Genomic DNA, 12640 nt, shown 5'->3' on the forward strand with positions numbered 1-12640 from the left:
GCCATGTCTGCGGACTCGGACGCCGCGCGGGGGACCTCTCCCGACGACGCGCGCGTGCCGGTGCTCGCCGACGTCGCCCAGCTCGCCGGGGTCTCCCAGCAGACCGTCTCCCGCGTGGTGCGCGGCAGCCCGTCGGTGGCCCGGCGCACCCGCGAGCGGGTCGAGGCCGCGATCGCCGAGATCGGGTACCGCCCCAACGTCGCCGCCCGCGCGCTGGTCACCCGCCGCTCGCACCGCATCGGCGTCGTGGCGGCCAGCGCCTCGCTGTACGGCGCGGGGATGACCCTCGCCGGGATCCAGGAGGCCGCCCGCGCCGCCGGCTACGCCGTCTCCCTGGTCATGCTGCCCGAGCTGACGACCGCCAGCGTGCAGGAGGCGCTGGAGGACCTGCGCGCGCAGTACGTCGACGGGGCGATCGCCGTCGTGCCCGAGGACGCCTCGCAGGAGGCGGTCCGCGCGGCCGACGCCGCCTTCCCCTGCGTCCTGGCGCCCGGCCTCGACGGAGCCGGGGTCGCCGACGCCTACTGGGCCGAGGTGGCGGCGGCCCGCGAGGCCGTCGAGCACCTGCTCGACCTCGGGCACCGCACCGTGCACCACATCGCCGGCCCGGCCGACTGGGCCGAGTCCCGGGCGCGGTCCACCGGGTGGCGCACCGCTCTGGTCGACCGGCTGCGCGTGGTGCCCCGCCCCGTCCGCGGTGACTGGTCGGCCGCCTCCGGCTGCGCGGCCGTGGCCGAACTGCCCCTGGAGGAGGTCACGGCGCTGTTCGTCGGCAACGACGCCATGGCCGTGGGGGTGCTGCACGCCCTGTCCAGCAAGGGGTTGCGCGTTCCCGACGACGTGTCGGTCGTCGGTTTCGACGACGTCCCCGAGGCCGCCTTCTACGCCCCGCCGCTGACGACCGTCCACCAGGACTTCGCCGAGATCGGCCGGCGTTGCGTGCGCGTGCTGCTGGGCCGGCTGCGCGACCGGGTCGTCGAGCCGGGACCGGTCGCCCCGGCCCTCGTCGTCCGGTCCAGCACCGCTCCCCCGCCCGTCCTGCGCTGATCCCCTCCCCCGAGGGCGAGGGCGCGGCCCGGAGACACGAAGGCCCCGACCGGGATCCGGTCGGGGCCTTCGTTCAGATCGTCAGCCGATCAGCGTGAACCTCAGTTCCCGCCGGTCAGCTTCTCGCGCAGCGCCGCGAGGGCCTCGTCGGACGCGAGCGTGCCCGCGGCCTCCGGAGCCTCCGAGGTGTACGACGACGGAGCCGACGAGCTGCTGCTGGAGCTGCTGCTCGCGGGGGCGCTGGTGCCCTCGGCCTCGGCCTTGGCCTCGGCCTCGGCGCGCTCGGCGACCTGCTTGCGGTGCGCCTCCCAACGCTCGTGGGCGAGGGCGTACTGGCCCTCCCACTCCTCGCGCTGAGCCTCGTAGCCCTCGAGCCACTCGTTGGTCTCGGGGTCGAAGCCCTCGGGGTACTTGTAGTTCCCCTGCTCGTCGTAGTCGGCGGCCATGCCGTACAGCGACGGGTCGAACTCGTCGCCGGCGGCGGCCAGGGACTCGTCGGCCTGCTTCAGCGACAGCGAGATCCGGCGACGCTCCAGGTCGATGTCGATGACCTTGACGAAGATGTCGCTGTTGACCTGGACGACCTGCTCGGGCACCTCGACGTGGCGCTCGGCCAGCTCGGAGATGTGGACCAGGCCCTCGATGCCGTCGTCGACGCGCACGAACGCACCGAACGGGACGAGCTTGGTGACCTTGCCCGGCACGACCTGACCGATCGCGTGGGTGCGGGCGAACTGCTGCCACGGGTCTTCCTGGGTCGCCTTCAGCGACAGGGAGACGCGCTCGCGGTCCATGTCGACGTCCAGGACCTCGACCGTGACCTCCTGGCCGACCTCGACGACCTCGGAGGGGTGGTCGATGTGCTTCCAGGACAGCTCGGAGACGTGGACCAGACCGTCGACGCCGCCGAGGTCGACGAACGCACCGAAGTTGACGATCGAGGAGACGACGCCGGAGCGGACCTGACCCTTCTGCAGGGTCGTGAGGAAGTTCTGGCGGACCGCCGACTGGGTCTGCTCGAGCCAGGCGCGGCGGGACAGGACCACGTTGTTGCGGTTCTTGTCCAGCTCGATGATCTTGGCTTCGATCTTCTGGCCGACGTACGGCTGCAGGTCGCGGACGCGACGCATCTCGACCAGCGACGCGGGCAGGAAGCCACGGAGGCCGATGTCCAGGATGAGCCCACCCTTGACGACCTCGATGACGGTGCCCTCGACGACCTCGTCGGCTTCCTTCTTGGCCTCGATCGTGCCCCAGGCGCGCTCGTACTGAGCGCGCTTCTTGGACAGGATCAGCCGACCTTCCTTGTCCTCCTTCTGGAGGACCAGGGCCTCGACCTCGTCGCCGACACCGACGACCTCGTTGGGGTCGACGTCGTGCTTGATCGACAGCTCACGCGAGGGGATGACGCCCTCGGTCTTGTAACCGATGTCGAGGAGGACCTCGTCACGGTCGACCTTCACGATGGTGCCGGAGACGATGTCACCGTCGTTGAAGTACTTGATGGTCGCGTCGACCGCGGCAAGGAAGTCCTCAGCCGATCCGATGTCGTTGATCGCGATCTGAGGAGTGGTGCCCGCCGGCGCGGTCGTGGTGGTCGTCATGGAGGTAGGGGCTCCGTCAGGGACAGTCGTAGGGTCGCGGGCCCGGGAGGTTCCCGGCCGCCACCTGCACCACCGGAGCCAGTGGTGACACCCGGAGACGCAAGCCGTACGAGCCTACCCGGGTGCTGGGGAGGGGGTCAAAGCCGGGTGGTGCTGCGACGATCGCGCCGTGCCCTCCCCCCAGCCCTCCCCCCAGTCGCCCCCCGGGTCCACCCCCGACCTGCCCGACCAGCCCTCCGTCGGCCGTCGCCCGGTCGGCGCCGACGAGACCGTCCGCGCCCAGCGCAGCTGGTGGGACGCCGAGGCCTCCGGGTACCGGCTCGAGCACGGCGCCTTCCTCGGCGACGACCGCGCCGGCTCCGACCTGGTGTGGGGCCCCGACGGCCTGCGCGAGGCCGACGCGCACCTGCTGGGCGACCTGGCCGGTGCGACCGTCCTGGAGTTCGGGGCCGGCGCGGCGCAGTGCGCCCGCTGGGTCGCGGCCCGGGGCGCCCGTGTCGTGGCGAGCGACCTGTCGCTGGGGATGCTGCGCGAAGGGGCCGCAGCCGCCCGCGAGGCCGGGGTGCCGCTGGCCCAGTGCGACGCGCGCGTCCTGCCCTTCGCCGACGCCGCCTTCGACGTCGTCTTCACCTCCTACGGCGCGCTGCCCTTCGTCGCCGACGCCGACCGCGTCCTGGCCGAGGCCGCCCGCGTCCTGCGACCCGGCGGGCGGTTCGCCGCCAGCGTGCCCCACCCCCTGCGCTGGGCCCTGCCCGACGTCCCCGGCCCCGAGGGCCTGACCGCCACCCACTCCTACTTCGACCGCCGCGCCTACGTGGAGTCCGACGAGCACGGCACCGTCACCTACGCCGAGCACCACCGGACCGTGGGTGACTGGGTCCGCCTGCTCGTCGGGGCGGGTTTCGTCGTGCGCGACCTCGTCGAGCCGGAGTGGGCCTCCGGCGACGCCGTGTGGGGCGGGTGGAGCCGGCTGCGCGGCGAACTGCTGCCGGGAACCCTCGTGCTCGTCGCCGACCGGGCCTAGTGGTCCGGCCGGGAAGTCCCCGTCCGGGAACTTCCCGGCCGGGCCACTAGTGCCCCGCCTCGTGCCAGCTCTGCCCGATGCCCACGGACACGTCGAGCGGCACCGCGAGGTCCGCGGCTCCCGCCATGGTCCGCCGCACCAGCGCCTCGAGCTGCTCGCGCTCGCCCTCGGCCACCTCCAGGACCAGCTCGTCGTGGACCTGCAGCAGCAGACGCGAGCGCAACCCGTTCTCCCGCAGGCCCTTGTCCAGGTCCAGCATCGCGACCTTGATGATGTCGGCGGCCGAGCCCTGGATGGGCGCGTTCAGCGCCATGCGCTCGGCCATCTCGCGGCGCTGGCGGTTGTCGCTGGACAGGTCGGGCAGGTAGCGGCGGCGGCCCAGGATGGTCTCGGTCCAGCCGACGCGGCGCGCCTCGTCGACGACACCGTGCAGGTAGTCGCGGACCCCGCCGAACCGCACGAAGTACTCGTCCATGAGGCCGCGGGCCTCCTCGGTGGAGATCTTCAGCTGGTTCGACAGGCCGAACGCCGACAGGCCGTAGGCCAGGCCGTAGGACATCGCCTTGATCTTGGCGCGCATCTCGGATGTGACGTCGGCGGGCGCCACCCCGAACACCCGGCTGCCGACGAAGCGGTGCAGGTCCTCGCCGGAGGTGAAGGCCGCGATGAGGCCCTCGTCCTGCGACAGGTGCGCCATGATCCGCATCTCGATCTGGGAGTAGTCCGCGGTCAGCAGGCACTCGAACCCGCCCTGCGCATCGCCCGGACCGACCACGAAGGCCTCGCGGATCCGCCGGCCCTCCTCGGTGCGGATCGGGATGTTCTGCAGGTTCGGGTCGGTCGAGGACAGCCGGCCCGTCGCGGCGATCATCTGCTGGTAGGTGGTGTGGATGCGGCCGTCGTCGGCGACGGACTTCTGCAGCCCCTCGACGGTCTGCCGCAGCCGCGAGGCGTCGCGGTGCTCGAGCAGGTGCGCCAGGAACGGGTGCTCGGTCTTGACGAACAGCGCGGCGAGGGCGTCGGCGTCGGTGGTGTAGCCCGTCTTGGTCTTCTTGGTCTTCGGCATCCCGAGCTGGTCGAACAGCACGGTCTGCAGCTGCTTGGGCGAGCCGAGGTTGATCTCGCTGCCGATGACCTCGTACGCCAGCGACTGCGCCTGGGCGACGCGGTCGGCGAAGTGCTTCTCGAGGTCGGCGAGCAGCTGCTGGTCGACGGCGATGCCGACCCGCTCCTGGTGGGCCAGCACCCCCACCAGCGGCAGCTCGACCTCGGACAGCAGCCGGGTGCCGCCGCGCTCGGAGAGCTCGGTGGCCAGCACGCCGGCGAGCTCGCCGATCGCGAGCGCCCGGACCATGCCCTCCTCGGCGCGGGCCTGCAGGTCACCGCCGACGGGGCCGTCGCCGCCGTCGAGGGTCAGCTGCTCGTCCGCCGGTTCGGCCGCGGCGGCCGAGCCCTCGGCCCGCAGCTCGCGCTTGAGGTGCCGCACGGCGAGGTCGGCCAGGTCGTAGCTGCGCTGGTCGGGCCGGCACAGGTAGGCGGCCAGGGCGGTGTCGAAGACGACGCCGGCCAGGTCCCAGCCGCGGGCGCGCAGCGCGTGCGAGGGCCCCTTGACGTCGTGCGCCACCTTCGGGCGGTCCGGATCGGCCAGCCAGGCGACCAGCGCCTGCTCGTCGGCCGGTTCGAGGGTGAGCGGGTCGATCCAGGCGGCGACGCCGTCGGACCCGGCCAGCGAGACCCCGGTGACCTCCCCGGTGCCGCGGCCCCACTCGCCCTGGACGAACAGGCCGGTGCGCTCCAGCGCGTGGTCGGCCAGCCACGGGCCGACCTCGCCGGCCAGCAGGACGGCGCCGTCGACGCCGAAACCCGCCTCGGCCTCGGGTTCGGCCGACTCCAGCGTCGCGAACAGGCGCTCGCGCAGGACGCGGAACTCCAGTCCGTCGAAGACGGTGTGCACCTGCTCGCGGTCCCAGGCCCGGCGGACGAGGTCGGGAACGGTGGTGTCGAGGTCCAGGTCGCGCACCAGCGCGTTGAGGCGGCGGTTGCGGATGACCGAGTCGAGGTGGGCGCGCAGGTTCTCCCCCGCCTTGCCCTTGACCAGGTCGGCGTTGGCGATGACGCCGTCCAGACCGTCGTAGGCGTTGATCCACTTGGCGGCGGTCTTGGCGCCGACGCCGGGGATGCCGGGCAGGTTGTCGGAGGTCTCCCCCACCAGCGCGGCGAGGTCGGGGTAGCGCTCCGGCGGGACGCCGTACTTCTCCTCCACGGCCTCGGGGGTCATGCGGGTCAGTTCCGACACGCCCCGGACCGGGTACAGCACGGTGACCTCGGGCCGGACGAGCTGGAACGCGTCGCGGTCACCGGAGGAGATCAGCACGTCGAACCCCTGCTCGACGGCCTGCTCGGTGAGGGTCGCGATGACGTCGTCGGCCTCGTACCCCTCCACCTCCACGACGGGCACCCGCAGGGCCGCGAGGACCTCCTTGACGAGCCCGACCTGACCGCGGAACTCGTCCGGGCTCTTGGTGCGGGTGCCCTTGTAGTCGGCGTAGACCTCGGTGCGGAAGGAGGCGCGCGAGACGTCGAAGGTGACGGCGAAGTGGGTCGGGTCCTCGTCGCGCAGCAGGTTGATGAGCATCGAGGTGAAGCCGTAGACGGCGTTGGTCGGCTGCCCCGTGGTCGTCGCGAAGTTCTGCACCGGCAGTGCGTAGAAGGCCCGGTAGGCCATCGAGTGGCCGTCGATGAGCAGCAACCGCGGACGGGTGCGGGCCGGCCCGGCGGCCTTCTGGGCGGCCGTCTTCTTCGCAGCGGTCCTGCGAGCCGGCGTGGTGGCAGCGGGGGGTGTCACGTCCGCCAGGGTAGTCAGCCCCTGCGACAGTCACCGTCCCGGCGAGCCTCACCCGGCGGTGGGCACCCCGAGCGACTCCCCGGCGCGGGCCAGCCGGGCCCGCAGCGACCGGCGGCGGGCCACGACGCCGGTGGCGTGCGCACTGCCGGCGGCCGGGTCGGCCAGCCGACGGCGCAGCACCGGCAGCGGGACCGCGCGGCGCACGACGACGGGGGCGAACCCGAGCCGGGCCATGTAGCGGGTGTAGTCGCGGTCGCCGGGCAGGACGGTGCAGGCGACCTGGTCGGCGCCCTCGGCCTCGGCCAGGTGCATGGCCCTGCGCAGCAGCGCCCGCCCGACCCCGCGGTGGCGGAAGTCGGGAACGACGTGCAGGTGCTCGATGCTGGGGCCGGCGCAGTTGCCCAGCGGCAGCAGCGGCGACGTCGTCATTAGGGCGTACCCGGCCGGCTCGGGGCCGAGGAAGGCCAGCAGCACCCGGACCTCGCCGTGCTCCAGGGAGCGCAGCAGACGGGCGCGCACGTTGTCGACCGAGGCGCGCAGCTGGGCCTGGTCGAAGCGGGCGGAGGCGTACAGCGCCATGAGGACGTCGACGTCGCCGGCGCCGGCGTCGCGCACCTCGACTGCGGGTCGTGCCACGGGAAACCCCTTCCGCGCGGTGCGTCGACGACGCACCCGACGAAGCAGACCGGGCCCCCGCTCCGGTGACCGCTCACGACGTGGGCGGCTTCGCCGGAGATTAGGGCACGCGCGCTCGCGGCGGAAGATCAGATCGCGATCTGATCGTGACCTTCACCCCGGGTGGCTCACCGACCACCCGACGTCGCGGTGCGGGGCCGGCCGGGAGGAGGCGGAAGGGCTCGTCGCCTCCCCGAGGACGATGATCGTCCCCGGGGAGGCGACGAGCCCCCACCGCGACCGCGGCCTAGACGTCGCCGCCGAGGTAGGCGGCGCGGATCGAGTCGTCCGAGGCCAGTTCGGCGCCCGTGCCCGAGCGCACGACGGTGCCCGTCTCCAGCACGTACGCGACGTCGGAGATGCGCAGGGCCTGGGCGGCGTTCTGCTCCACGAGCAGCACCGTCGTCCCCTGCTGGTTGATCTCCACGATGATCGAGAAGATCTGCTGGATCAGCTTGGGCGCCAGACCCATCGACGGCTCGTCGAGCAGCAGCACCCGGGGCCGGCTCATGAGCGCGCGACCGATGGCGAGCATCTGCTGCTCGCCGCCGGACATGGTGCCCGCCGGCTGGGTGCGCCGCTCCAGCAGCCGCGGGAACAGCGTGTACACGCGCTCCAGGTCCTGCTTGTAGGCCGCCGTGCGGCGGTCCTTGCGGGTGTAGGCGCCCATGTCGAGGTTCTCCTCGACCGTCATGCCGACGAACGTCCCGCGGCCCTCCGGCGCCTGGCACAGGCCCCGCTGGACGAGCTTGTGCGAGGGCACCTTGGTGATGTCCTGGCCCTCGAAGACGATCCGGCCCGCGCGGACGGTGCGCAGCCCGGAGACGGTCTTCAGCGTCGTCGTCTTGCCGGCGCCGTTGGCGCCGATGAGGGTGGCGATGGCACCCGAGGGCACCCGGAACGAGACGTCCCGGATGGCCTCGATGCGCCCGTAGTTGACGCTGAGGTCCTCCACGACGAGCTGGTCGTCCCCGAGGACGCGGTCGGAGCCGGTGCTCACAGGTCCCCCTCCTCGGACAGCTGGTCGTCGTCGACGCCCAGGTAGGCGGCGATGACGGCCGGGTTGTTGCGGATCTCCGCGGGCAGCCCCTCGGCGATCTTCTTGCCGAACTCCAGGACGACGATCCGGTCGGTGACGCCCATGACCAGGCGCATGTCGTGCTCGATGAGCAGCACCGTGTTCCCCAGGTCGCGCACGCGCCGGATCAGGTCCATGAGCCGCTGCTTCTCCACCGGGTTGAACCCCGCGGCCGGTTCGTCCAGGCACAGCAGCTTGGGCCGCGTGGCCAGCGCCCGGGCGATCTCCAGGCGGCGCTGCTCGCCGTAGGAGAGGTTGCGGGCCAGGTCGTCGCCGCGGTGCCCCAGGTCCATCATGTCCAGCAGCTCGTCGGCCGTGCGGTTGCCCTCGCGGGTCTCCCGCCGGTGCCGGGGCAGCCGGAACAGCGAGTTCACGACACCGGAGCGGTGGTGGGAGTCGGCCCCGACGAGGACGTTCTCGCGCGCCGTCATGTTGCCGAACAGGCGGATGTTCTGGAACGTGCGGGCGATGCCCAGCCGGTTGATCTGGTACCGCTTGCGCCGGCCCAGCGGCTGCCCGTCGAAGACGACGCGTCCCTCGGTCGGCTGGTAGACCCCGGTCAGGGCGTTGAAGCACGTCGTCTTCCCCGCCCCGTTCGGGCCGATCAGCCCGAGGATCTCCCCCTGCCGGATGTCGAAGGAGACGTCGTTGAGGGCGACGACCCCGCCGAAGCGCAGGGTGACGTTCTCCATCGACAGCAGCGGCGGCCCGAACTCGCGCGCGGTCGGCTGGCTGTCCTTCGTGAGCTCAGGCACGAGCGCCCTCCTCGGTCCCTTCGAGTTCCTTCGTCATCTCGTCGGCGCGCTGAGCCCGCCGGGCCCGCCGCGGTGGCAGCAGACCCTGCGGCCGGAAGTTGGCCAGCAGCAGCAGGAGCAGACCGAAGACGACGATGCGGAAGTCGGCGAACTCGCGGAAGCGCTCCGGCAGGTAGGCCACGACGACGCCACCGACGATGGCGCCCCAGCGGTTGCCCTGCCCGCCGATGACGACGGCCGCGAGGAACATCATCGACAGGTTGATCATGAAGGAGTCCGGGTTGATCGCCCCGATCCGGGAGGCGTAGAGCGCCCCGGACAGGCCGCCGACGAACGCGCCCATGGCGAAGGCCAGCAGCTTGAAGCGGAACGTGGGGACGCCGTTGAGCTCGGCGGCCTCCTCGTCCTCGCGGGTGGCCTCCCAGGCCCGGCCGACCCGGCTGTTCTGCAGCAGCCGGTCGGCGATGAGCACCAGGACGATGACGATCAGCGCGAGCCAGTAGTACGGGACCGCGTCGAGCAACCCGAACGTGAGGAAGACGGACCGCGCCCCCTCACCGAGGTCGACCTTGGCGGTCAGGCCGTCCCAGACCAGGCTGGGCAGGCCGAACAGTTCCGTCGAGGGCGGCCGTGGGATGCCGGTGATGCCGCGGGCCTGGTTCAGCCACTCCGAGTTCAGCGCCGTCAGGCGGATGATCTCGCCGAAACCGAGGGTCACGATGGCCAGGTAGTCACCGCGCACCCGCAGGGTCGGCGCCCCCAGCAGCAGACCGCTCGCGGTGGAGATGGTCACGGCCATGAGGATCAGGACGAACCAGTTCACCTGGCCGTGCAGGGAGCCGAACACCCCCACGGTGTACGCGCCGATGGCGTAGAACCCCACGTACCCCAGGTCGAGCAGGCCGGCGTACCCGAGCACGATGTTCAGGCCGAGGGCGACGAGGGCGTAGTTGGCCACGGTCGCCAGGACCGCGCCGAACTCGGCGTCCTGCGTGGAGACGATCGGCAGGTTCAGCAGCGGCAGCACGAAGAAGAACAGCGCGATGAGGCACCAGATCGCGATCTGCGCGGGTTTGGGCAGGGCGGTCCAGCGCTGCGCGAAGGACGGCTTGACGGTCCGGGTGCTGGTGCTCATGCGCGGGCCTTCCCGAGGGACTCACCGAGGATGCCGGTGGGCCGGAACAGCAGGACGACGACGAGCAGCAGGAACGACACGACGTCCTTCCAGGACGAGGCGAGCCCGAACAGGGTGGCGTAGTTCTCGACGAGGCCGAGCACGAGTCCACCGACGAGCGCGCCGCGGATGTTGCCGATGCCGCCGAGGACGGCGGCCGTGAACGCCTTGATGCCGAGGATGAACCCCACGTTGTAGCGGGTCACCCCGATGTGCATGAGGTAGAGCAGCGCCGCCGCGCCGGCCATCAGACCGCCGATGAGGAAGGTCAGCTGCACGACCCGCTTCTGGTTCACGCCCATCAGCGCGGCCGCCTCGGCGTCCTGGGAGACCGCGCGGACACCGCGGCCCAGGCGCGACCGGGAGACGAACTGGTCGAGCGCGACCATCATGAGGATGGCCGCCAGCAGGACGATGAGCTGGTTGCTGCGGATCTGGAAGTCACCGATCGCCAGGACCTGCACGTTCGGCAGGGGGTTGACGAACGCGGTGTTCTCCCGGGCCTGGCGGACGTAGGGGGCCAGGACGTCCTCCAGGCCCGCCCAGCCGGCGATCCGGTCCCGCAGGCCCATGATCTCGGACAGCACGAAGGAGGCGCCGATGGCGGAGATGAGGGCGACCAGCGGGGGCGCGTGCTTCTCCCGCAGCCGGCGGTAGGCGACCCGCTCCACGACGAGCGCGACACCACCGCTCACCGCCATCGCGGCGACCAGGGCCAGCAGCAGCATGCCGATGGCGACCGGCCAGCTCACGCCCTGGTGGGCGCCGAGCAGGGTCATCATCCAGACGGCGCCGAAGCTGCCCCACATGAACACTTCGGAGTGCGCGAAGTTGATGAGGCGCAGGACGCCGTAGACGAGGGTGTAGCCGAGCGCGAAGAGGGCGTAGATCGCGCCGACCACCAGACCGGTGAAGGTCAGGTCGAGGAACGTGGACAGGAGAACCACCTGGGGTGCGGTGTGCTGACGGGGGGATGCGCACGGACGCGGGACGACCCCACCCGCAGTGCGGGTGGGGTCGTCGGCGAGACGTCAGGAGGCGTTGATCTCCTGGTCGGCCACGATCTGACCGCCCTCGACCTTGTAGGCCCAGACGGTGATCGCGCTGGGCTCGCCCTTGTCGTCGAACTTCAGCTGCTTGGTGACGCCCGGCTTGTCGTACGTCTTCACGTACGCCAGCAGGTCCTCGCGCGTGACGTTGCCCTCGGCGATGCCGTCGAGCAGGATCGTCGCCGCGTCGTAGCCCTCGGCCGAGTACGTCGCCGGCGCCGAGCCGTAGGCCGCGGTGTAGTCCTCGACGAAGGAACCCTCGACCTCTTCCGGCGGCGAGCACGGGCAGGTGACGAGCGCGCCCTCCGCGGCCGCCGCACCGGCCGCGGTGACCAGGCCCTCGTCCTTGGCACCGTCGTCGCTGACGAACGCGACCTGCTCGTTCGTCAGGCCCGATTCGCGCATCTGCTTCAGCAGCAACCCGGCCTCGGCGTAGTACCCGCCGAAGAACACCGCGTCCGCGCCGGTCGCGCGGATGTCGGCCACGACCGCGGAGAAGTCCGTCTGCCCGGTCTGGATGGTGTTGTCCTTGACGTCGGCGGCACCGAGTTCCGCGCGGACCAGGTCGGCCAGGCCCTTGCCGTACTCCGAGGAGTCGTCGACGACGTAGACCTTCTGCTTGCCCAGCGTCTCCGTGAGGTAGGTCGCGGCCGCCGGCCCCTGCGAGGCGTCGCTGCCCAGGACGCGGAAGAAGGTCTCCCAGCCGTTCTCGGCCAGCTCCGGGTTCGTCGCCGACGGTGTGATGCCGACGATGCCGGCCTCGGCGAAGATCGGGTCGGCGACCTTGGACTCGCCGGAGAACGCCGGGCCGACGATGCCGACGACCTGCTCGTCGCCGACGACCTGCTGGGCCAGCCCCTGAGCCTGGTTCTGGTCGCCCTGGGAGTCGTAGTCGGTGAGCGTGACCTGGCAGGCGCCGTCCTCGGCGTTGTGCTGGTCGACCGCCAGCTTGACACCGTTGTTGATGTTCACGCCCAGGTTGGCGCTGGCTCCGGTGAGGGCACCGAAGTAGCCGATGCTGATGCCGTCCGGGCAGCTGCTCGCGCCCGACGTGCCTTCACCGGAGGCGGTGTCGTCACCACCGGTCGTGCCGCATGCGGCGAGCAGAAGGGCGGCGGCCGCGGCGGGGGCCGCGAGTTTGACGATGGAGCGCACTGGCTTGTCCTCCTGAGCCGGGGGCACGGGGGTGCGCACCGACGCACACACCCGAGGGCGCCACCCGGGAGCGGTGGAGCCGGGGTGAACACTAAGGGGCTGGTGAGGACTTCGGACGCTTTCAGTGTGCGAGTTCACCGGGTCGTTACACAGATCGGCCAGTTGGAGGACCCGGTGCTGCGCAGATGTACCGGTCGGTGACCGGTGAGTCGCCGGAACACGACAGCCCCGGCA

Annotated in this window: 10 protein-coding genes; 2 read left to right on the plus strand and 8 right to left on the minus strand. The window is 71.7% G+C overall.

Features of this window, described 5'->3' with window-relative positions:
* The first annotated feature begins 3 nt into the window (after positions 1 to 3).
* Positions 4 to 1047, plus strand: coding sequence for a LacI family DNA-binding transcriptional regulator (locus tag ACRYR2_RS12785; protein WP_432563245.1), 1044 nt, complete (start codon positions 4 to 6; stop codon positions 1045 to 1047).
* Between the two features lie 101 nt (positions 1048 to 1148).
* Here ACRYR2_RS12785 and rpsA read toward each other — a convergent pair whose 3' ends face one another.
* On the minus strand, positions 1149 to 2651 hold the full coding sequence (gene rpsA / locus ACRYR2_RS12790; RefSeq protein WP_432563246.1) for a 30S ribosomal protein S1: 1503 nt from the start codon (positions 2649 to 2651) through the stop codon (positions 1149 to 1151).
* Between the two features lie 169 nt (positions 2652 to 2820).
* Here rpsA and ACRYR2_RS12795 point away from each other — a divergent pair, with 169 nt between their 5' ends.
* Positions 2821 to 3675 carry a class I SAM-dependent methyltransferase gene (locus ACRYR2_RS12795; protein WP_432563247.1) on the plus strand — a complete coding sequence of 285 codons (855 nt, stop codon included), beginning with the start codon at positions 2821 to 2823 and terminating at the stop codon, positions 3673 to 3675.
* Between the two features lie 46 nt (positions 3676 to 3721).
* On the opposite strand, the gene polA is transcribed toward ACRYR2_RS12795, so the two are convergent.
* The 7 genes from polA to ACRYR2_RS12830 all read right to left on the minus strand — a co-directional run bounded on the left by polA (position 3722) and on the right by ACRYR2_RS12830 (position 12406).
* The gene (polA, locus tag ACRYR2_RS12800) at positions 3722 to 6529 is read right to left on the minus strand and encodes a DNA polymerase I (RefSeq protein ID WP_432563282.1); all 2808 of its coding nucleotides are present in this window, start codon (positions 6527 to 6529) and stop codon (positions 3722 to 3724) included.
* 39 nt (positions 6530 to 6568) lie between these two features.
* Positions 6569 to 7156 carry a GNAT family N-acetyltransferase gene (locus tag ACRYR2_RS12805; RefSeq protein WP_432563248.1) on the minus strand — a complete coding sequence of 196 codons (588 nt, stop codon included), beginning with the start codon at positions 7154 to 7156 and terminating at the stop codon, positions 6569 to 6571.
* 286 nt (positions 7157 to 7442) lie between these two features.
* Positions 7443 to 8195, minus strand: a complete 753-nt coding sequence (locus tag ACRYR2_RS12810; protein ID WP_432563249.1) for an ABC transporter ATP-binding protein — start codon at positions 8193 to 8195, stop codon at positions 7443 to 7445.
* Complete coding sequence (locus tag ACRYR2_RS12815; RefSeq protein ID WP_432563283.1) at positions 8192 to 8965, minus strand: ABC transporter ATP-binding protein; 774 nt, start codon at positions 8963 to 8965, stop codon at positions 8192 to 8194. Before ACRYR2_RS12815 ends, ACRYR2_RS12810 begins: the two co-directional genes overlap by 4 nt.
* Positions 8966 to 9020: 55 nt before the next feature.
* Positions 9021 to 10163 carry a branched-chain amino acid ABC transporter permease gene (locus ACRYR2_RS12820; protein ID WP_432563250.1) on the minus strand — a complete coding sequence of 381 codons (1143 nt, stop codon included), beginning with the start codon at positions 10161 to 10163 and terminating at the stop codon, positions 9021 to 9023.
* Positions 10160 to 11149 (minus strand): branched-chain amino acid ABC transporter permease, encoded by a 990-nt coding sequence (locus tag ACRYR2_RS12825; RefSeq protein ID WP_432563251.1) that lies wholly within the window; start codon positions 11147 to 11149, stop codon positions 10160 to 10162. The genes ACRYR2_RS12820 and ACRYR2_RS12825 overlap by 4 nt, the downstream gene beginning before the upstream one ends.
* An 84-nt stretch (positions 11150 to 11233) precedes the next feature.
* Entirely contained in the window at positions 11234 to 12406 is a 1173-nt protein-coding gene (locus ACRYR2_RS12830; RefSeq protein WP_432563252.1) for a branched-chain amino acid ABC transporter substrate-binding protein, read from the minus strand.
* Positions 12407 to 12640: the final 234 nt, after the last annotated feature.

This window comes from Kineococcus deserti (assembly GCF_050871945.1).
Taxonomy (GTDB): domain Bacteria; phylum Actinomycetota; class Actinomycetes; order Actinomycetales; family Kineococcaceae; genus Kineococcus.